The following is a 20454-nucleotide window of genomic DNA, read 5'->3' on the forward strand; positions in this document are numbered from 1 at the left end:
AAATAACCGGCTCCTCCCTGGTGCGGAAGGAAAACCGGCTGACGTTAGAGCTCTAGCTCACCCATACGCAGAAGCTCGACTACGGCCTGTGAACGACCTTTGACTCCTAGCTTTTGCATGGCATTCGAAATATGATTTCGAACAGTCTTTTCGCTAATAAAAAGCTCGCTTGCAATTTCTTTTGTTGTTTTATCTTGGACGAGCAATTCGAATACTTCTCTTTCTCTTTTGGTTAATAGCGGCTTGGATTGAAACTCTTTCTCCTTCAAGTATTGTAACCCTCCTTGCTAAGGTGAGAGCTCTAGTCTCTATAGAATGGGATTCTGTATAGTCGAGATATCATATGCCGGGTACTTGAGGTAGGTGACGTTAAAATCGAGAATTCCCGTAGATGAGCGTCCAATTTCCTCCCCTTCAAACCGCACAAAAAAGGACGAGTCCCCTATAGAGACATCGTCCTTGATCAAACAAGCTTTTAAAATATCGAAATGGCTCCTGTTAAAAGAGCAATAAGTGTTGTAAACAGGGCTGTTAATACGGTCCATAACAGTGCGTACTTTTGCAAATCACCGATATCTTTATTCAGCATACTCACAAGTAGTAATGTGGAAGCCACAAGCGGACTCAGTAAATGGACAGGCTGTCCGATAATAGAAGCGCGCGCAATTTCTACTGGATCAATTCCGTAAGCTGCGCCGGCTTCAGCTAAGATTGGCAGCACCCCGAAATAATACGCATCATTTGAAAGAACAAATGTAAATGGCATACTCGTCAACGCGACAATGAGTGGAAAAAATGAGCTGTATGAATCTGGAATCATGTAAATGACCAAGTGAGCAATGGACTCCACCATTTTTGTTCCCGAAAAAATGCCTGTGAAAATTCCTGCTGCAAACACAAGGGTAATGACCGTTAAAGCATTTCCTGCATGCGATAAAATCCGCTCACGCTGATCTTCCACTTTTGGATAGTTGATCATAAGCGCAATGACAAAGCCAATGAGAAAGAGTACAGGAATCGGTACGATATCCAATACAAGTGTGACCATGACAGCAATCGTCAGGAAGAAGTTGACCCAAATCAAGTTTGGTCTCTTCATATCTGCAACGCCATCTTCAATTGATGCCGCCAATTCAGGAGAGATCGAGACCTCTTCTTTATACTGAATCTCGGCAACCCCAATGCGCTTCCGTTCTTTTTTTCCAAGAACATACGCTGTAAAAAGGATAAAAAGACCGCCCCCTATCATCGTCGGGAGTAATGGAATGAAGAATTCCGCTGCATCTAAACCAAGTGCAGCAATCGCACGAGTAGCTGGACCGCCCCAAGGCGTCATTCCACTCATAATGCCTAGTGATAATAATGAAATCGTTCCTAAAATCAGTGGGTTCATCCCAATTCTTAAGAAAAGTGGCAGCATAGCTGATACGGTAATCATGTACGTTGTCGTTCCATCACCATCTAATGCAACAAGCATAGACAAAATCGCTACCCCAAAAGCAATTTTGACCGGATCGCCTTTCACAAGGCGTAAAATCAGTTTGATCAACGGGTCAAACAATCCAGCATCCAGCATGACACCGAAGAATAAGATGGCAAATAACAATAAAGCAGCAGATGGTGCAACGGTCTTGAGTCCATCAAGCATCATGTCCCCTAATCCGCTGTAAAATCCACCAATTAATGCAAAGATGATTGGCACAACGGTTAGAGCCACCACCGGATGCATACGTTTTGTCATAATAAGAAATGTAAAAGTCACGACCATCAAGATCCCTAAAATAGCTAGCACTTCATATCCCTCCATCCTCTTCTTTACACGATCCACAAGCGCCCCTTTTGCACTTGCGGCCCGAAATGTTAGCGCTTTCTATTTCAAGGATATAATAGCTTTTTTTATAATGAAAATATCGATTTTTTCGTCTATTCAATAAATTTTTTTTATAATTAGCCTTGCTGACTTCTTAAAAACTCAATGAATGCTTTCACAACAGACAAATGAAGCGAATCCGGTTGGTACATGAGCCATGTATCTCTTAAAACAGGCTGTCCATCTTTATACGAAAGACCTTTTACAAATAGCTCATCACTTGGTCTGAGGCAAATTTCCGGGACAATGGCATAACCTAAACCATGCTTCACCATCTCTTTTGATGTATCTTGCCTGTCTGTCTCCATTGTCACAAGCGGAGGCATCGTGAACGTCTCCTGCCACCATCTGTTAATCAATCGTTTTAATGAACTATCCGTGTGATAGTCAATGAGCGGCAGTTTCGGAAGGTCCTTTAGCTGTATTTCTGATTTTGAAATGATACAAAGCCGTTCTTTATCAAGCAAAAATCGCTCTCCATTCCAGTCGTAATCTCCTCTTAAAATCCCTAAATGTACACTTGATGTCCCTAATAAATCCATGACTTTTGTGCTCCATCCTGTGTTCACCATAAATTGAACATGTGGATATTGCTTAGAAAACTCTCTTAAAATTTCCGGCAGTTTATATTGAGCAAAGTTACTCGACACCCCTAACCTGATCGTTCCTTTGACCTTTTTTTGCATATTGAGCATGCCATCTTTCGTTTGCTGGAGCTGCTTGAGCATGTCATTTGCGTATTTAGCCAAGTATTCGCCCTCTGATGTAAATTCAATGCCTCGTTTTCTTTTAAAGAAAAGCTTCATGTCAAATTCCTCTTCAAGCTGTTTCAATCGATAACTTAAGGCAGGCTGCGATACAAATAATTTTTCTGCCGCTTTTGTGATGTTCTTCTCTTCATATAGCACCTTTAAAAACCGCCAATCTTTCTCATCCATTGTGTGCCCTCCTTTTGACCTTGTTATAAAAATATTTTATCGGTTTCTCTTAAAATAATGTATTTAACTTATTTCTTATTATACTTTACCATTTTGATTAGATAAATAGTAACTAAACAATTGAGGGTGAGAGCAATGAGAAAAGTTCCAATCACAATCATGCGAGGCGGTACAAGCAAAGGGGTCTTCATTCAAGCAAATGATGCACCTTACGAACACGATGAGCTCGAAGCATTTCTATTAGACATTATGGGCAGCCCTGACCGGCTGCAAGTTGATGGAATCGGGGGCGGTAATTCTTTAACAAGTAAGGTGGCCATTATCGATAAAGCCACTCGTCCAGATGTGGATGTGAACTATACGTTTGCACAAGTCAGCATCAATGAAAGATTTGTCGACTTTAAAGGAAACTGTGGGAATATCTCATCAGCAGTTGGACCGTATGCCATCATTAAAGGACTTGTCCAAGCAGTTGAACCTGTCACAACGGTACGTATTCTGAATACCAACACGAATAAAATCATTGTGGCAGAGGTAGAAGTCGAGAACGGAGAAGTAAAATTTGAAGGACAGGCAGAAATTCCAGGAGTGAAAGGAACAGGTTCTCCCATTTATTTATCCTTTGAGAAACCTGAAGGCGCTGTCACAGGTAAAACCTTTCCGACTGGAAACAAAATGGATACGATCCAGACAAAGTTTGGAGAGATTCCGATCTCAATCGTTGACATTGCAAATCCAATCGCCTTTGTCCGTGCCAAAGATATTCAATTAAAAGGAACTGAATTGCCTGAGGAGTTTACAGACGAATTGCTGGATGATTTAGAAGAGATTCGTTCCATCGCTGCTGAAATGTGTCACTTCGCACCAAAAGAACTGGCCACATTACAGTCTCCAGCTGTTCCTAAGCTTGCAATTATTAGCGAGCCTGCTGATTATGTAGATACAAATGGAATATTGAGAAGAGCAGCAGATATGGACATCATCGTTCGGATGCTATCGATGCAAAGACCGCACCAAGCACTTGCCATTACCGGATCTGTCTGTGTGTCAGCCAGCTGTTTCATGGATCAAACGCTTCCAGCTCAGCTGTTTCAAGGAAAAGATGACACCCTCCGTATTGGGCATCCTGCTGGTATTATGCAAACTGAAATTGACATCTCTGAAAACAGAGTCAAAGTTATTCGAACCGCAAGAGAAATCCTAGATGGAGTGGTCTTTACAAAAAAAGACTACATGGTTCAACCTCAAATAAAAAAAGAAGCATAAATGAGACGTCATCTTGTCGACAAAGAGCTAAAATGAACTGATTTTAGCTCTTTGTCTTTTTTTCAGTGTAAAGATCTTAAAGCACTCCGTTCTAACATCGAATGTAACGGTTTTCTAGACACTAATCGAACGAGAAATTGTCTACTTGGGCGGTGCATCAATATCTCCTGCTGAATGGGCTTTTATATGTCCTTGATCATCTTTTAACTGAATATGACCATAACGGTTCACACCACAGCAAATTCCTTCCTGCCATGTTTGCTTTTCACGATCTAATGAAATACGAAGCGGTTGATTCAGCCGATATAATCGTTTGTTATAAAGGGCAGTGAGGGCTTCAAATCCTTCCATTTGCCAGCGTGCATGGTATTTTTCAAAGGCCGCTACCAGATCTTTCACTAGCTGGTCCGCTTTCACCTCAGTGAGTTCTGATAGACAAACGGTTTTATACGGAACGTGCTCCGGCTTTGTCTCTACATTGATGCCCACACCGATGTAAATGGCGCTGCGGTCTGCTTCAATTAATGTGCCAGATACTTTCGCTTCATTAATCAATAGATCATTTGGCCATTTGATTGCCAGTTGATCCTCTGCTCTCATGAGTGGTTTGAGTACATCATAAATGGCGAGTGCCGTCAGCGGGGCAATCGTTGATTGGGTGGAGATATCTACTGGCGGTTTTACTGTCATCGTGACAGCTACATTCCCTGTAGGCGTTTCCCACGGTCTGCCAAGCCTGCCTCTCCCTGCTGTCTGCTGCCGGGCATACACAGCAAATGAAGGGGTTTCTCCTTGCTGAATAAGCCTTTTCGCTTCATTATTTGTACTATCAATGGTGTCGTATTGAAAAATCTTCATGTGCTCTCCTTTTGTTTCTTCTTCATTATGATTCTTTTATTATAACAAAATGAAGCATCTACCCGTGATTCTTTAATGTCGCTGGGCCTGAAAAGTCTCTTTTTCCTCTTCTGTAAACGGTACAGGGGCACCGGTGTCTTTACTTATTTGCACCATCGTGACTGAGCCTGTAAAACACGGTTCTTGCTGTTCATTTTCTCCTAAATAATGAAGGATGAGAGAGCTTGATCCAACCTTTTCTGGCTTTACATACACACGCAGCCTCTCACCGATTTCCACTTGCTTGATGTAATCACATTGAAGGTTTGCCACGACCGTAATCGTCTCTCTCGCTCGCTTCATTCGTTTATCTACAATTCCCGTTTTTTGAAAGAAGGCAATCCGCGCCTCTTCAAAATACACAAACGGGGTGACATTGTTCATGTGACCAAACATATCCGTTTCTGAAAAACGGACGGTTGTTTCCACATAAAATCGAAACGATGCCCTCCACTCTTCAAACGGTTCTTCAATATATGACGGCAGCCTCATTTGATCCACTCCTTATTCGCAAACAAAACGCCTCTCCCGTATTGGAAGAGGCGTTTGTTATGTTTTTGCATCCAGCCTCTTGTAAACACTCATCATGATTGGCAAGGAGGACTGAATGTAATGTTATTCTGCGTGATCGCTTCCGAAGAAGTTACGGAAAGCTTGTAATGTTGTATCTCGGTTAAGTGCTGCAATTGATGTTGTGAGCGGGATTCCTTTCGGACAAGCCTGCACACAGTTTTGAGAGTTCCCGCAGTTTGCGAGACCGCCATCACCCATAATTTCTTCTAAACGGTCAGACTTATTCATTGCACCTGTCGGATGTGCGTTAAATAGACGAACTTGTGAAAGCGGTGCAGGGCCCATAAAGGAAGACTTATCATTCACGTTTGGACAAGCTTCAAGGCAGACACCACATGTCATACACTTCGAAAGCTCATACGCCCATTGACGCTTTTTCTCAGGCATTCTTGGTCCAGGTCCAAGATCATATGTGCCATCGATCGGCACCCATGCTTTGACTTTTTTCAATGAATTGAACATACGGCTTCGATCAACCTGTAAGTCTCTCACAACCGGGAACGTTTTCATTGGCTGAAGACGGATCGGCTGCTCTAGCTTGTCAATTAGTGCTGTACATGACTGGCGGGGCGTTCCATTAATGACCATGGAACAAGCGCCGCATACTTCTTCAAGACAGTTCATGTCCCAGTTAATAGCCGTTGTTTTTTCACCTTTTTTATTGACCGGGTTACGTCTGATTTCCATGAGTGCGGAAATGACGTTCATATTCGGACGGTAAGGGATTTCGAATTCCTCATCATAAGGCTTGCCATCTGCTGTATCTTGACGTGTGATAATAAATTGAATCGTGTTTTTTTCACTCATCTTATTTCTCCACCTTTTTCTTCGAGTAATCTCGTTTACGAGGTGCAATTAACGATACATCGACGTCCTCATAGTGGAATGCAGGTTTTTGGTTTTTCCCTTTGAACGTAGCCATCGTTGTTTTTAGGAATTCTTCATCGTTTCTTTCTGGGAATTCCGGTTTATAGTGTGCGCCTCGGCTTTCATTCCGGTTGTAAGCCCCAATCGTAATCACGCGTGCCAGCTGAAGCATGTTGTCAAGCTGACGCGTGAAGGCAGCGCCTTGGTTGCTCCATGAAGCTGTATCGTTGATGTTAATATGCTTATAGCGCTCCATTAGTTCTTCGATCTTCTGATCTGTTTTTAAGAGCTTCTCGTTGTAACGAACGACTGTCACGTTGTCCGTCATCCATTCTCCAAGCTCTTTATGAAGCACATATGCATTTTCTGTGCCATCCATGCTAAGGATGTTGTCCCATTTCTCCTGCTCTTTCTTCACGGCACTGTCGAATGTTGCCGATGATAAATCTTCTGCAGATTTTTCAAGACCGCTAATGTATTTCACAGCATTTGGTCCAGCAACCATTCCGCCGTAAATCGCAGAAAGCAATGAGTTTGCACCAAGTCTGTTTCCGCCGTGCATAGAGTAATCACATTCTCCGGCAGCAAACAAGCCTTTGATATTCGTCATTTGATCATAATCAACCCATAATCCGCCCATTGAATAATGAACAGCCGGGAAAATTTTCATCGGAAGCTTACGCGGGTCATCACCCATGAATTTTTCATAGATTTCAATGATTCCACCAAGCTTAATATCAAGCTCTTTTGGATCTTTGTGAGAAAGATCTAGGTACACCATGTTCTCTCCGTTGATGCCAAGCTTTTGCTCCACACATACGTCGAAAATTTCACGCGTTGCAATGTCACGCGGTACAAGGTTCCCGTATGCTGGGTACTTTTCTTCAAGGAAGTACCAAGGCTTCCCGTCTTTATATGTCCAAACACGTCCACCTTCACCACGAGCTGATTCACTCATGAGACGCAGCTTGTCATCTCCTGGGATCGCTGTTGGGTGAATTTGAATGAATTCTCCATTAGCATAATGCGCACCTTGCTGATAAACGATCGATGCAGCTGATCCGGTATTAATCATGGAGTTCGTTGATTTACCGAATACGATACCAGGGCCGCCTGTTGCCATGATGACAGCATCTGAACGGAAGGATTCGATTTCCATTGTCGTCAAGTTCTGCGCGACAATGCCTCGGCATACTTCCTCGTCATCTAAGACAGCACCAAGGAATTCCCAGCCTTCATATTTCGTCACAAGCCCTGCTACTTCATAGCGGCGAACCTGCTCATCTAGTGCATATAATAACTGCTGACCTGTTGTCGCACCAGCAAATGCTGTACGGTGGTGCTGTGTTCCCCCGAAACGGCGGAAGTCCAGTAATCCTTCTGGTGTTCTGTTAAACATTACACCCATACGATCAAGTAAGTGGATAATGGACGGCGCTGCTTCACACATTGCCTTTACTGGCGGCTGATTAGCTAAAAAGTCTCCGCCATATACCGTGTCATCAAAATGCTCATAAGGTGAATCTCCTTCACCTTTTGTATTGACCGCTCCGTTAATTCCGCCCTGTGCACAAACAGAATGCGAACGTTTCACAGGTACGATTGAAAATAGTTTAACAGCTGTTCCCGCTTCTGCTGCTTTGATAGTTGCCATGAGACCAGCTAAGCCGCCTCCGACAACGATGATGCTAGAATTACTCATTGTAGCCCCTCTCCCTCTTCTACTAATCTATTTCCTCTTAAACAAAAGCGAAAATTGCTCTTAGCCCTACATATGAAAGCGCTATAAATATACCTAATGTCACATATGTGGAGATTCTTTGTGAGCGTGGTGAAACTGTAATTCCCCAGCTGACAGCAAATGACCACAAGCCATTAGCAAAGTGGAAAATAGTAGATAAAACGCCGACAATATAGAAACCTAGCATAAATGGAGAGCTTAAAATATTCGCCATCATGTCATAGTTTACTTCAGCTCCAAGCTGCGCTTGAATGCGTGTTTCCCATACGTGCCAAGTGACAAAAATCAATGTGATGATACCTGTAATCCGTTGCAGTCTGAACAACCAGTTTCTTAAGTAACTGAAGCGAGACGTGTTGTTTTGTGCCGTAAAGGCTATGTACACCCCATAAACAGCATGATAGATCAGTGGTAAGAAAATCACGAACAGCTCAAGTGCATATCTGAATGGAAGCTGTTCCATAAAGTGTGCAGCTTTGTTAAACGCCTCTGGTCCATTCGTCGCAAAGTGGTTAATCACTAAGTGCTGTACTAAAAATAGACCGACCGGAATGACGCCAAGCAAAGAATGCAATCTCCGATAAAAAAATTCTTTGTTCCCCGACATTACTTTACCCCCTAGTAAAAAAAGTGCAATTGCTTGAAAATTGTCTTACCCCCGCTTCTTTCAATTGTAAGCACTTTATTCAAATTTATTGACAATTTCATTTTACTCCTATGTCAAAAAAGCGTCAAGAAACCGCGTACATAAATTAAAATTTTCCGAAATTTAAAAGTTTTAAATCAAAATTCGTTTTACTACAATAAGAATTTCTTAGACTTCAGGGAAAACTCTGTCATCATATGCCCACATAAGCTATAATAAATTGTTGAAAGAGGGGAGCCATACAATGAATAAATTCGAATCTAACTTAGAACAGCTAAAAGAAATTGAAGTCAATGGATTTGCCTACGAGCTGATACGCGAAGTTCTGCTGCCTGACATTCTTGGTCAGGATCATTCATCTATGATGTATTTTGCGGGTAAACTGCTTGCTCGTAAATTTCCTCAAGAGTCATGGGAAAAGATCCCCGAATTTTTCCATGATGCCGGATGGGGAACTCTCACGATGGTTCATTCTAAAAAACAGGAAATTGAGTTTGAGCTCGAAGGTCCACTTGTATCGAATCGACTCAGCTATCAAAAGGAGCCATGCTTTCAAATGGAAGCAGGTTTTATCGCTGAACAGATTCAGCTTCTCAACGAGCACGTGGCTGAATCCTATGAACAAGTAAAAAAGCGTGCTGATAAAGTCATTTTAACCGTTAAATGGGATTTAAGAGACCCTAGCTAACACTGCTTATGAAAGGCGAGGACTTTGTGTCACGCCTTTTTTATATACCCTTCTATCATAGCACAGTTGGCGTACCGGTTTACGCATGTTTTTCTTTCTTCATATGCTGATGATTTCCAATATAAAAAAGAGGTGTATCTTTTCATGGGATACACCTCTTTTAAAGATTTAAGAATGAGCAGCGGCGCTCACCTTTGATAATTCAAACGCATCATGAAGGGCTTCTACCGCTTTCACCATATCTTCACGATCAACGACTGTTGAGACTTTGATCTCAGACGTACTGACCATTTTCACTTGAATGTCTTTTTGAGCTAACACAGCGAACATTTCAGCCGCAACGCCTGGGTTTGAAACCATACCAGAGCCAACGATAGATACTTTGGCTAATTTGCTTTCTGTCTCAATCTGCTCATAACCAAGCGCACCTTTGTATTCTTCTAATACTTCAACTGTTTTAGACAAATCATCCGTTTTCACAGAGAAAGAGATGGAGGTCTGATTGGTGCTTGTGACAGACTGAATGATGATATCGACATTGATATTTTGCTTTGCAAGTGTCGTAAAAATCGTCGATAGCGTTGTTAAACCGCTTGAAAGGCCACATACCGTCACGCGTGTCATCTGATCTTCAAATGCAATGCCTCTTACAACTAAATTTTGTTCCATGGATGATTCCTCCTCAATTAACGTACCCGATTCATTTTCAATACTAGAACGGACTTCTAGTGGGATTTGATAATTTTTCGCAAATTCGACCGCTCTCGGATGCAGCACACCTGCTCCTAAATTGGCTAACTCAAGCATTTCATCGTATGAAATTCCTGCAAGTTTTCGCGCAGACGGCACATAACGAGGATCTGTTGTAAACACACCTGGTACGTCCGTATAAATATCACATTTGTCCGCTTTGAGTGCCGCAGCTAGTGCCACTGCTGTCGTATCTGATCCACCACGCCCAAGTGTTGTAATATGTAGATCATCCGCAATTCCTTGGAAACCTGCTACAACGACGACTTTTCCCGCACTCAGTTCTTCTTTGATTCTTGCTTCATCGATGTCCACGATTCTTGCATTTCCGTGCACCTTCTCTGTTTTCATCCCAGCTTGCCAGCCTGTAAAGGAAATGGCATCATAACCTTTTGCTTGCAGTGCCATCGCTAATAATGAAATGGTCACCTGCTCACCAGTTGTCAGTAGCATATCCATTTCTCTTTTGCTTGGATCATCTGTGAGTTCTTTCGCTAGGTCTACTAGAACATCCGTTGATTTTCCCATCGCAGACACAACCACGACCACATCATTTCCTGCCTCGCGTTCAGCGATGACTCTCTCTGCGGCATTGCGAATTTTTTCTGTCGATCCAACAGATGTTCCACCAAATTTTTGTACAATTAGTCCCATGTCTACCACCCTTTTTCAAAAGATCACGTGTGAGAGAAGAGGCTGCGGAGACTGCTCTCGTCACTGCAAATAAAAAAGCAATGAGAGAACAAATCTCCCATTGCTTTAAAATCATCATCAAACGATGCAAACAATGAGATAGCCCTCCAAGAAATACATTCTTGACAGCCCTACATTTCTTCAATGTACAGCCAGCGAATAAAATGAGTGGATTTTATTCACTTCGGCGACGCTCCCCTTTCAGCCCTCTTCCTAGATCCCCTCGATCTCTGAAGGCTTACTCTTGAAGTTCGCACCTCTATCTTCAACAAACAACACGTTCATTTATTAAATTAGTCACATCTTAACAGACTTTTGGAAAAAGTACAATCTATTTTTTTAATGCCTCCATTAAAAGTTCAGCCGTTTGTTTCGGAATACCAGCGTCCTGAAAATCCTGGATAGAGGCTTCTTTCATCTTTTTCACAGAGCCAAAATGTTTAAGTAACTGCTTTTTGCGCTTTTCCCCGATACCTGGGACATCGTCTAGAATAGACTGGAATGCATTCTTCCCGCGCAGCTGCCGGTGAAAACTAATCGCAAATCGGTGCACTTCATCTTGAATACGCTGCAATAAATAAAAGGCCTGACTATTCCGTTCCAGCGCAACAATTTCAAGCGTATCACCCATCATCAGATTCGATGTCCTGTGTTTTTCATCTTTCACTAGACCTGCCACAGGAACAGACAGATTTAATTCATTTTCGAGCACATCTATGGCCGCGTTGATTTGTCCTTTTCCTCCGTCGATTAAAATCAAGTCAGGAAGCGGCAGTTCATCCTTTAACACACGGGTATACCGCCTTCTAATGACTTCACGCATGGAAGCATAATCATCGGGCCCCTCAACGGTTTTAATTTTGTATTTTCGGTATTCCTTTTTATACGGCTTCCCGTCTTGGAAGACAACCATAGCGGATACGGGGTCTGCTCCTTGGATATTGGAGTTATCAAATGCCTCAATCCGGTATGGCATATAAATATTAAGTGCATCACCAAGCTGCTTCACTGCACCAATTGTCCGTTCTTCATCGCGCTCTATGAGCGAGAATTTTTCTTTGAGTGCAATTTTGGCATTTTGGTGGGCAAGTAAAAGCAAATCCTTCTTCTTTCCTTTTTTCGGCTGATGAACATTCGTTTCAAGCAATTGCTCAATCATCTCTTGATCGACGCTGTCTGGCACCAAAATTTCCTTCGGCAAAAAGTGGTTGTTTTTTTCATAAAACTGCCCCATAAACGTGAGAAATTCCTCCTCAGGGTCTTGATACATCGGAAATAGGCTGACATCACGTTCGATTAATTTTCCCTGTCTGATGAAGAAGACTTGGACACACATCCAGCCCTTATCATAAGCATAGGCAAATACATCGCGATCGGATAAGTCACTCATCGTCATCTTTTGCTTTTCCATCGTTGAGTCGATATAAGCGATTTGATCTCTCAGTTCTTTTGCCCGCTCAAATTCTAATTGTTCGGCCGCTTCTTGCATCTTCTCTGTTAATTCTTTCTTGATTTGCTGATGACCTCCGTTTAGAAATCTTGTGATTTCATCGACGAGCTGTTTATTCGTTTCTTCAGAAATGTCATACACACACGGAGCAAGACATTGTCCAAGATGATAATAAAGACAGACTCGGTCAGGGAGTGTTGCACATTTTCTAAGTGGATATAAACGATCGAGCAGCTTTTTCGTTTCTCTTGCTGCTTGTACGTTCGGATATGGACCGAAGTATTTCCCTTTATCCTTTTTCACATTGCGGGTGACAATCAGCTTAGGGTGACGTTCATTCGTAATTTTAATAAAAGGGTACGTTTTGTCATCCTTGAGCATGACATTGTATTTCGGGTCATATTTTTTGATTAAATTCAGCTCTAAAATAAGTGCCTCAATATTTGAAGAGGTGACAATGTATTCAAAGTCTTCGATTTCACTGACAAGCCGCTGCGTTTTGGCATCATGAGATCCTGTAAAATAAGAGCGGACCCTATTTTTTAATACCTTTGCCTTTCCCACATAAATGATCGTATTTTGTCTATCTTTCATTAAGTAACAGCCTGGTTGATCAGGTAAGACTGACAGCTTTTCTTTGATCAATTTGTTCATATTTTCATCCGTCCTTGTTTTCCTCGTTCACTCCTTCTAGTGTATCACGAACATTTGTTTTATACCACGATGAAAGAAAAGCGGCTCTCTATACGAGAACCGCTTTTTGAGATCATGCCACGCGGGCATAGATCGGTTTATAGATGTTTGTTTACAAGCTCAGCTAGTGCTTCTTTTGGTTTGAAACCAACAGACGTTTCGACGACTTCACCGTCTTTTAAAACAAGAAGTGTTGGGATACTCATAACGCCGTATTTACCAGCAGTTTCTTGGTTATCGTCTACATCAATTTTTACAATTTTCATTTTGTCGCCCATTTCTTGATCAAGTTCTTCAAGAACTGGAGCAATCATTTTACAAGGTCCGCACCAAGGTGCCCAAAAATCTGCAAGAACAACACCTTCTGCAGTTTCTTGTGAAAATGTTGCGTCAGTAGCTTTTACGATTGCCATTATTCATTCCTCCAATGTAAATTATGCTTTTTAGTATAGCATCTACCAAAGTGACTTGCGAATGAAATGCTTACGAATCATTTTTTATGAAATGAATTAAAAAACAAACCGTATAATCGCACCAATAACAACAATCGCACCAATGATCATCAGAATGGTTCTAAGCATATGACATAACTCCCTTTCCGCTTCATTTACAATGTATGATGCCCCAACATTCTTCTCATCAAACATTGAAATATGCGATCAAGCCAGATCGACGGTCAACATGACAACCGACATAGGCGGCAGATCAATAGTCAGCTCGCCGTGCTTAACAGCAAATTGCCGAAAGTCCGCAGGCTGAACGGATTGAGGATCATCGAACGTATTGTGCGCATTCATCCGATCAGCTGTCAGCACAAGGCCAGTGACCTTCGTTTTTGCATCGATTCCCTCTATCGCAAGAGATACGTCTGCTTTTTCATGGGGATTCACATGACAGAAACTAATATGCATCTTGTCAGATGACCGCGAGGCTGACACACTGACTTGAGGGATTTTTTCACCCCGGCGTTCATACGAAGGCGCATTCAATTCTACTTCAAGCGCTTCTTCTTCTTGATGTACTTGAAACATGTGAAATACATGATAGGTAGGTGTCAGAAGCATCTTTTCGTCCTGCGTTAACACCATCGCTTGCAGCACATTGACGGTCTGGGCAATATTCGCCATATGAATCCGCTGGCAATGGCGATGAAAAATATGAAAATGCAAGGCACAGACTAGAGCATCTCTTAATGTGTTTTGCTGATACAAAAACCCTGGATTTGTCCCCGGTTCTGGATCATACCATGTCCCCCATTCATCAATAATCATCCCGATTCGCTTGTCTGGGTCATAACGATCCATGATTTTTCCGTGTTCCACGACAAGCCGCTCCATTTCAGACGCCTTTTTCAGCGTTGTAAACCACTCATCCTCATCAAAATCGGTCGCAGACCCTTTTTTCTCCCATGTTCCTGGGACCGTATAGTAATGCAAACTGAGCCCATCCATCCAAGGCGCTGCACGCTCCATTAATACTTTTGTCCAATTCACATCATTTGAATTCGCACCGCATGCGATTTTGTAAATGCGCTGACCAGCAAATTCTCTCACATACGTTTGGTAGCGTTTATATAAGTCTGCATAATACTCTGGCGTCATATTTCCACCACATCCCCAGCTTTCATTGCCTACACCAACATACGTCAGCTCCCACGGTTCTTGTTTTCCATTTTGAATGCGCCAATCCGACATAGGTGTCCCCTTAGGAAATGTGATATATTCAATCCATTCTGCTAATTCTTGCACAGAGCCGCTTCCAACGTTTCCACAAATATAAGGCTCACATTCAAGTAATTCACACAGTCTCATAAATTCATGTGTACCAAACGCATTTGATTCAACGGTGCCACCCCAATGAGTATTCACCATCGGCTTTCGTTCACTCAGATCCCCGACGCCGTTTGCCCAATGATACTCGTCTGCAAAACAGCCACCCGGCCACCTAAGCACCGGGATATGTAACGCTTGAAGGGCCTTTAGCACATCAGTACGAATCCCCTCAACATGATCAATCTCTGAATCTTTCCCTACCCAAATTCCGTCATAAATTCCTCTTCCTAAATGCTCTTGAAAGTGTCCATAGATGTGTTTAGAAATGCGTCCAATCACTTCATTTACTTTTACTGTTCCATTCACTTGTAAACCGCTCCTTTGTTTCGTGATAACATACAAAAAAACCCAGAATACCTAGGCATTCTGAGTGTATGAGCGTTAAGAATGGATATTCATCTTTTTTAACTCTTCATTTAAAAGCGGAACGACTTCGAATAAGTCACCAACTATACCGTAATCGGCAATTTTGAAGATTTCAGCTTCTGGGTCTTTATTGATCGCAACAATGACTTTACTGTTGGACATACCGGCTAAATGCTGAATAGCCCCTGAAATCCCGCAGGCAATGTAAAGGTCAGGTGTGACGACTTTACCGGTTTGACCAATTTGCAGGGCATAATCGCAGTAGTCAGCGTCACATGCACCACGCGAGGCACCGACTGCTGCGCCAAGCGTTTGGGCAAGTTCTTTCAGCGGTTCAAAGCCTTCTTTGCTCTTGACCCCCCTGCCTCCTGCGACAATGACCTTCGCTTCAGATAAATCTACACCTTCTGATGTTTTTTTAATGACTTCCTTCACGATCGTTCTTAGGTTTTGAATATCGACAGAAACTGGCGTCACTTCTCCGCTGCGTGACGCATCACGCTCCAGCGGTGCCACGTTGTTTGGACGGATAGTAGCCAAAAGCAGACGATCTGTTGAAATGACTTTTTCAAAAGCTTTTCCTGAATAAATCGGTCTAGTGAAAACAAGGTGTTCACCGGTAACGCTTACATCTATTGCATCTGAAATTAAGCCTGTTTGCAGGCGTGCAGCTATTTTTGGTGACAAGTCTTTTCCGATCGATGTATGACCGAAGAGCACTGCATCAGGATTGACTTGATCTAATATTGCTTGAAGCGCCTGCGCAAAACCATCAGACGTATAACAAGAAAGATGCGGGTGCTCGACGATCATCACATGATCCGCTCCATAATAAAGCAGTTCATCCGCTTGATCTTTGACGTGATCCCCTATTAAAACGCCAATCACTTCACCGCCATCAGCCACCTCGTGAGCGGCAGCAATCGCTTCAAACGTCACATTTCTTAATTTACCGTCACGACTTTCTCCAAGTACAACAACTTTTTTACTCATCCTTTAAGCTCCCCCTTGTTCTCGTGATATCGTAAAGTGGATGTTTAGATGACTTTTGCTTCATTTCTTAGCAGGTCTGTCAGTTCCTTGACCTGATCCTGAAGCTCGCCGCTCAGCACCTTGCCACCCTCTTTTTTCTCCGGTAAGAAACGTTCAATTGTTTTGATTTTATATGGCACATCGTCTTCATCTAGATCTAGATCGTCTAATTCTAATTCTTCTAAAGGCTTTTTCTTTGCCTTCATGATGCCTGGTAACGATGGATAACGAGGCTCATTGAGACCTTGCTGCGCGGTGACCACTAGCGGGAGCTCGGCAGAAATCACTTCCACATCACCCTCTGCATCTCGCTCAATTGAAGCTGAGCCGCCGTCGATTTGAATACTTGTAATGGTTGTGACATATGGAAAGCCGAGTAATTCAGCAAGACGCGGGGCCACCTGTCCAGATCCGCCGTCAATCGCTACATTCCCTGCTAAGATCAAGGAAGCTTCTTTATCCTTGAAATAGTGATATAGAATCGTAGAAGCGGAAAACTGATCCCACTCCTCCAAATCATCTTCAACATTTAATAAAACGGCTTGATCGCAGCCCATTGCAAGTGCTGTTCTAAGCTGTTTCTCCGCATCTTCATTGCCAACTGTCACGACCGTTACTTCTCCCCCGTGCTCATCCCGAAGCTGAATCGCTTCTTCAATTGCGTACTCATCATAAGGATTAATAATGAACTCTGCCCCATCTTCTTGAATAGCACCAGACTGAATAGAGATTTTCTCTTCCGTGTCAAACGTACGCTTCATTAAAACAAAAATATTCATTCATTTCTCCCCCTTGTGTCGTACTAATCCCTTATTCCCCTTTAAAATTCGGTTTACGCTTTTCGATAAAAGCTTGGATGCCTTCTTTGGCATCATTCGACTGGAACACCTCAGCAAACTTTTTGGCTTCCAGCTTCATTCCGCCATCATATGAGTACACTTTTGTCGCATTCAATAACTCAAGCACATACTCAAGCGTTTTAGGGCTTTTCGCTGCAAATTTCGCCGCCAATGTTTTCGCTGTTTCCAGCGCTTCTTCCTCTGTTTCCGCAAGTTTTGAAACAAGTCCGCAGGCAAATGCTTCTTCTCCTGTAATCGGCTCAGCTGTTCCCATCATTTCAAGTGCTTTAGCTGATCCAACGTAGCGAGGCAGGCGCTGCGTTCCGCCGAATCCTGGGATAATACCGAGATTTAATTCCGGCAGTCCCAGCTTTGCATCTTTTGTTGCGATTCGAATATCACACGACATCGCCAGCTCAAGCCCGCCGCCTAATGCTGCCCCGTGAATGGAAGCAATCACCGGTTTTGGACATTGTTCAATTCGTTCAAACACTTGCTGTCCTCTGTCTGCAAGGCTGGCATAATCAGACTCTTCCTGCAAGGTCGTAAATTCTTTAATATCAGCACCTGCTGAGAAAAATCTACCTTCTCCATGAATGACAATAGCTCTCACTTCACTGTTTTGTTCAAGCTGATCAAACATGTCGTTGAGTTCAGTGAGAAGCTGAGAGGATAAGGCATTTGCAGGCGGGTGTTGAATCGTGATGAGTGCTGTCTGTTCGTCTTGGTGTAAACTAAGTATTTTTTCCATGTCAATCATCCTTTTTCAATTGTCTTTAAGATTGATGTATTCCGTTTAAGAGAAGATCATGTACACTTTCTGCGAGTGCTGGCAGGTCATACTTTTGATCATTCATGACCCATGTTGTAGCGGTTTCATCAATCGTCCCAAATACCATTTGTCTCGCTAAGCGGACATCTAGATTTTGTCTAAATTCTCCTGTCTTCTTTCCCTCGGTTAAAATGGAGTCTAGCATATTTAAATACCCTTTCAGCACCTCATTGATTTTTTGGCGCAGTTCAAGGTTTGACTGCCTGAGTTCAAGCTGTGTCACAAGGGCCAAATGATGGTCTTGCGATAGCAGGCGAAAGTGTTCTCGAATGAGGAGAAGAAGCTTTTCTTTCGCAGACGGTTTCTTTTGAATATCTGTTTCCATCCGTTCGATGAATTGTCCCATTTTTTCTTTAAACAACGAGATCAGAATATCCTCTTTGTTTTTGAAATAGAGATAAATGGTTCCGTCTGCTACTCCTGCTTGTTTGGCAATCTTTGAAACTTGTGATTGATGGTAGCCGTTCTCTGCAATCACCACAACGGCTGCATCAATAATTTGCATGTACTTCGGTCTTTTCTGCTTCAATGTGCTTCGTCCCTTTCTAAATTGAATGAGCATTCATTCATAACTTTATGTTAAAAAGAAACGAGTGATTTGTCAAGTGATGTTCTTCTTTCTTTTCAACCTTTAGCATACCAGAGCAGACACGTACAATTCAAATCATCCGGCCGCTTGACCGGATGATGCTGGTTCATTCTCTCATTGATCGACTGGTTCTTCTGTTGAAGATGATTGCTTTCTTTTTTCTTCTTCAATTAACACTCTGCGCAAGATTTTCCCTACAGCCGTTTTAGGCAGTGATTCCTTAAATTCGTAGACACGCGGCACTTTAAATGAGGCAATTCTTGTTCTAACAAAACGATCCAGTTCATCCTCTGTTACATAGGCATCCTTTTTCGGGACAACAAAGGCTTTTACTGTTTCCCCTCTATACGGATCAGGAATACCCGCCACAACCACTTCTTGTACAAGCTCATGCTCATAAAGGGCTTCTTCAACCTCTCTTGGGTAAATATTATAGCCGCTCGCGATGATGACATCTTTTTTCCGGTCTACGATATAGAAAAAACCATCCTCATCCATATACCCAATGTCTCCTGTGAAAAACCAGCCGTCTCTTAACACTGCCGCTGTCTCATCCGGCTGATTCCAGTACCCTTTCATGATTTGAGGACCTTTGACGATAATCTCTCCGTGCTCATATGGCGCTTTGAGTCCACCCGTTTCTTCACAATAAATACCGGCATCTGTATTCGGCCAAGGGCACCCGATACTTCCTATTTTGTTCGCTCCCCATAAGAAATTGGCATGAGTGACAGGAGAAGTTTCTGAAAGTCCATATCCCTCCACCAGCCTTCCTCCTGTTAGTTTTTCAAAACTCTGTTTGACTTCAACAGGAAGAGCGGCCGATCCGCTTAAGCATGCGGTGATGGATGATAGGTCATACTTTTCAATATTCGGATGATGAAGCAGGGCAATATACATCGTTGGTGCTCCTGGGAACAGCGTCGGTTTCTGTTTTTCAATGGTCTTCAAGGCATCCGCTGCATCAAAACGCGGAAGAAGAATCATTTGATGACCTTCTTTGACTGCAAGGTTTAGCACGGTCGTCATGCCGTATACATGAAAGAACGGAATGATTCCAAGAATCCGCTCTTTTCCGCGGTTCGTTTTATACATCCAGGATGTACACATTTCTGTATTGGCTACTATATTTTCGTGTGTGAGCATAACCCCTTTTGGTAAACCGGTCGTTCCGCCTGTATATTGCAAAACTGCGACATCCTCTTTCGGTTGAAAGGATATTTGCGGAATCCGTTCTCCTGACGATTCTTTCATGATCTGTGAGAAATGATGAATGGTCTCACTCTTCTCCACTTGGATGACCATGTTGTTTTTCCTTCGCTGGACAATCGGAAACAATATGTTTTTCGGAAATGGCAAGTAATCTTGTAATTTCGTGACGATCAAATGTTCCATACTTGTCAGCGCTTTCATTTTATAGACCTTTGGATACAGTAGATCGAGAGTGATCAGCACCTTAGAGCCACTGTCCTCCATTTGATATTCCAGTTCTTTCTCCGTATAAAGCGGATTGGTTTGAACGACAATGCCGCCTGCTATTAAAACCGCATAATAAGAAATCACCGATTGCGGGCAGTTTGGCAGCATAATCGCTACTCTGTCGCCTTTTTTGACACCGATGTCAATCAAGTGACTGGCTAATTTCAGTGCATCTTCTTGTAACTGCTGGTAGGTGATGTTTTTTCCTAAAAAATGAATGGCTGTATGCTCAGGTGCTGCCTCTGCGGAGCTGAATAAGTAAGATTGCAACGTTTCATTTGGGATGGTGAGTTCGTGGGGAATTTGATTCGGGTAATGCAGAAGCCAACGTTTATCTGACTGCATAAAAACCCTCCTTCCTGAACTTTCGTACTATTTTATTATAGCAAACTTTTCCTTATGGCTGTTTGCTT

Annotated in this window: 19 protein-coding genes and 1 riboswitch; of the genes, 2 read left to right on the top strand and 17 right to left on the bottom strand. The window is 42.7% G+C overall.

Annotated elements, in window-relative coordinates; all coding sequences use genetic code 11:
- Window positions 1-44: 44 nt before the first annotated feature.
- The 3 genes from gerE to NST09_RS13030 all read right to left on the bottom strand — a co-directional run bounded on the left by gerE (window position 45) and on the right by NST09_RS13030 (window position 2808).
- Window positions 45-269 carry a spore germination transcription factor GerE gene (gene gerE, locus NST09_RS13020; protein ID WP_003184172.1) on the bottom strand — a complete coding sequence of 75 codons (225 nt, stop codon included), beginning with the start codon at window positions 267-269 and terminating at the stop codon, window positions 45-47.
- 206 nt (window positions 270-475) lie between these two features.
- Window positions 476-1792 (bottom strand): citrate:proton symporter, encoded by a 1317-nt coding sequence (locus NST09_RS13025; RefSeq protein WP_025207747.1) that lies wholly within the window; start codon window positions 1790-1792, stop codon window positions 476-478.
- A 155-nt stretch (window positions 1793-1947) separates the two neighbouring features.
- Window positions 1948-2808, bottom strand: a complete 861-nt coding sequence (locus NST09_RS13030; protein WP_007501609.1) for a LysR family transcriptional regulator — start codon at window positions 2806-2808, stop codon at window positions 1948-1950.
- Between the two features lie 135 nt (window positions 2809-2943).
- Here NST09_RS13030 and NST09_RS13035 point away from each other — a divergent pair, with 135 nt between their 5' ends.
- A complete protein-coding gene (locus tag NST09_RS13035) occupies window positions 2944-4074 on the top strand; it encodes a PrpF domain-containing protein (protein ID WP_058336561.1) in 1131 nt (376 codons plus the stop codon).
- A gap of 141 nt (window positions 4075-4215) precedes the next feature.
- On the opposite strand, the gene NST09_RS13040 is transcribed toward NST09_RS13035, so the two are convergent.
- The 5 genes from NST09_RS13040 to NST09_RS13060 form a co-directional block, all read right to left on the bottom strand.
- Window positions 4216-4932, bottom strand: a complete 717-nt coding sequence (locus NST09_RS13040) for a biotin--[acetyl-CoA-carboxylase] ligase (protein WP_019744098.1) — start codon at window positions 4930-4932, stop codon at window positions 4216-4218.
- Window positions 4933-5004: 72 nt separating this feature from the next.
- A complete protein-coding gene (locus tag NST09_RS13045) occupies window positions 5005-5463 on the bottom strand; it encodes a thioesterase family protein (RefSeq protein ID WP_007501614.1) in 459 nt (152 codons plus the stop codon).
- 123 nt (window positions 5464-5586) lie between these two features.
- Window positions 5587-6351: a succinate dehydrogenase iron-sulfur subunit gene (gene sdhB / locus NST09_RS13050; RefSeq protein WP_008345969.1), complete on the bottom strand. Its 765-nt coding sequence runs from the start codon at window positions 6349-6351 to the stop codon at window positions 5587-5589.
- A gap of 1 nt (window position 6352) precedes the next feature.
- Window positions 6353-8113: a succinate dehydrogenase flavoprotein subunit gene (sdhA, locus tag NST09_RS13055; protein WP_008345971.1), complete on the bottom strand. Its 1761-nt coding sequence runs from the start codon at window positions 8111-8113 to the stop codon at window positions 6353-6355.
- A 37-nt stretch (window positions 8114-8150) separates the two neighbouring features.
- Window positions 8151-8759 (bottom strand): succinate dehydrogenase cytochrome b558 subunit, encoded by a 609-nt coding sequence (locus tag NST09_RS13060; protein ID WP_007501622.1) that lies wholly within the window; start codon window positions 8757-8759, stop codon window positions 8151-8153.
- 283 nt (window positions 8760-9042) lie between these two features.
- Here NST09_RS13060 and NST09_RS13065 point away from each other — a divergent pair, with 283 nt between their 5' ends.
- Window positions 9043-9486 carry a YslB family protein gene (locus NST09_RS13065; protein ID WP_008345974.1) on the top strand — a complete coding sequence of 148 codons (444 nt, stop codon included), beginning with the start codon at window positions 9043-9045 and terminating at the stop codon, window positions 9484-9486.
- Window positions 9487-9654: 168 nt separating this feature from the next.
- Here the strand turns inward: NST09_RS13065 and NST09_RS13070 are convergent, their stop codons facing one another.
- From NST09_RS13070 to NST09_RS13110, 9 genes are all read right to left on the bottom strand, one after another.
- The gene (locus NST09_RS13070; RefSeq protein ID WP_007501626.1) at window positions 9655-10890 is read right to left on the bottom strand and encodes an aspartate kinase; all 1236 of its coding nucleotides are present in this window, start codon (window positions 10888-10890) and stop codon (window positions 9655-9657) included.
- Window positions 10891-11021: 131 nt separating this feature from the next.
- Window positions 11022-11199, bottom strand: a riboswitch (Lysine riboswitch).
- Between the two features lie 61 nt (window positions 11200-11260).
- Complete coding sequence (uvrC, locus tag NST09_RS13075; protein WP_007501627.1) at window positions 11261-13033, bottom strand: excinuclease ABC subunit UvrC; 1773 nt, start codon at window positions 13031-13033, stop codon at window positions 11261-11263.
- A gap of 137 nt (window positions 13034-13170) precedes the next feature.
- Window positions 13171-13485: a thioredoxin gene (gene trxA, locus NST09_RS13080; protein ID WP_007501629.1), complete on the bottom strand. Its 315-nt coding sequence runs from the start codon at window positions 13483-13485 to the stop codon at window positions 13171-13173.
- Window positions 13486-13731: 246 nt separating this feature from the next.
- The gene (locus NST09_RS13085; RefSeq protein WP_058213897.1) at window positions 13732-15210 is read right to left on the bottom strand and encodes an alpha-N-arabinofuranosidase; all 1479 of its coding nucleotides are present in this window, start codon (window positions 15208-15210) and stop codon (window positions 13732-13734) included.
- Between the two features lie 75 nt (window positions 15211-15285).
- Entirely contained in the window at window positions 15286-16263 is a 978-nt protein-coding gene (locus tag NST09_RS13090) for an electron transfer flavoprotein subunit alpha/FixB family protein (RefSeq protein ID WP_081114429.1), read from the bottom strand.
- A 44-nt stretch (window positions 16264-16307) separates the two neighbouring features.
- Window positions 16308-17081, bottom strand: coding sequence for an electron transfer flavoprotein subunit beta/FixA family protein (locus NST09_RS13095; RefSeq protein WP_035391188.1), 774 nt, complete (start codon window positions 17079-17081; stop codon window positions 16308-16310).
- Between the two features lie 31 nt (window positions 17082-17112).
- A complete protein-coding gene (locus NST09_RS13100) occupies window positions 17113-17892 on the bottom strand; it encodes an enoyl-CoA hydratase (protein WP_017358245.1) in 780 nt (259 codons plus the stop codon).
- A 25-nt stretch (window positions 17893-17917) separates the two neighbouring features.
- Window positions 17918-18502: a TetR/AcrR family transcriptional regulator gene (locus tag NST09_RS13105; protein ID WP_017358246.1), complete on the bottom strand. Its 585-nt coding sequence runs from the start codon at window positions 18500-18502 to the stop codon at window positions 17918-17920.
- Between the two features lie 174 nt (window positions 18503-18676).
- Window positions 18677-20386, bottom strand: coding sequence for an AMP-binding protein (locus NST09_RS13110; RefSeq protein WP_017358247.1), 1710 nt, complete (start codon window positions 20384-20386; stop codon window positions 18677-18679).
- Window positions 20387-20454: the final 68 nt, after the last annotated feature.

Origin of the sequence: Bacillus sp. FSL W7-1346, assembly GCF_038593335.1 — a bacterium.
Taxonomy (GTDB): Bacteria; Bacillota; Bacilli; order Bacillales; family Bacillaceae; genus Bacillus; species Bacillus altitudinis.

Excerpts from the sequence above, each read along its gene's own strand:
- NST09_RS13100 (WP_017358245.1), bottom strand. The coding sequence starts at position 17,892 with ATGGAAAAAATACTTAGTTTACACCAAGACGAACAGACAGCACTCATC.
- NST09_RS13030 (WP_007501609.1), bottom strand. The coding sequence starts at position 2,808 with ATGGATGAGAAAGATTGGCGGTTTTTAAAGGTGCTATATGAAGAGAAG.
- NST09_RS13095 (WP_035391188.1), bottom strand. The coding sequence starts at position 17,081 with ATGAATATTTTTGTTTTAATGAAGCGTACGTTTGACACGGAAGAGAAA.
- sdhA (WP_008345971.1), bottom strand. The coding sequence starts at position 8,113 with ATGAGTAATTCTAGCATCATCGTTGTCGGAGGCGGCTTAGCTGGTCTC.
- NST09_RS13040 (WP_019744098.1), bottom strand. The coding sequence starts at position 4,932 with ATGAAGATTTTTCAATACGACACCATTGATAGTACAAATAATGAAGCG.
- NST09_RS13110 (WP_017358247.1), bottom strand. The coding sequence starts at position 20,386 with ATGCAGTCAGATAAACGTTGGCTTCTGCATTACCCGAATCAAATTCCC.
- NST09_RS13060 (WP_007501622.1), bottom strand. The coding sequence starts at position 8,759 with ATGTCGGGGAACAAAGAATTTTTTTATCGGAGATTGCATTCTTTGCTT.
- trxA (WP_007501629.1), bottom strand. The coding sequence starts at position 13,485 with ATGGCAATCGTAAAAGCTACTGACGCAACATTTTCACAAGAAACTGCA.
- uvrC (WP_007501627.1), bottom strand. The coding sequence starts at position 13,033 with ATGAACAAATTGATCAAAGAAAAGCTGTCAGTCTTACCTGATCAACCA.
- sdhB (WP_008345969.1), bottom strand. The coding sequence starts at position 6,351 with ATGAGTGAAAAAAACACGATTCAATTTATTATCACACGTCAAGATACA.
- NST09_RS13090 (WP_081114429.1), bottom strand. The coding sequence starts at position 16,263 with ATGAGTAAAAAAGTTGTTGTACTTGGAGAAAGTCGTGACGGTAAATTA.
- NST09_RS13070 (WP_007501626.1), bottom strand. The coding sequence starts at position 10,890 with ATGGGACTAATTGTACAAAAATTTGGTGGAACATCTGTTGGATCGACA.
- NST09_RS13065 (WP_008345974.1), top strand. The coding sequence starts at position 9,043 with ATGAATAAATTCGAATCTAACTTAGAACAGCTAAAAGAAATTGAAGTC.
- NST09_RS13045 (WP_007501614.1), bottom strand. The coding sequence starts at position 5,463 with ATGAGGCTGCCGTCATATATTGAAGAACCGTTTGAAGAGTGGAGGGCA.
- NST09_RS13035 (WP_058336561.1), top strand. The coding sequence starts at position 2,944 with ATGAGAAAAGTTCCAATCACAATCATGCGAGGCGGTACAAGCAAAGGG.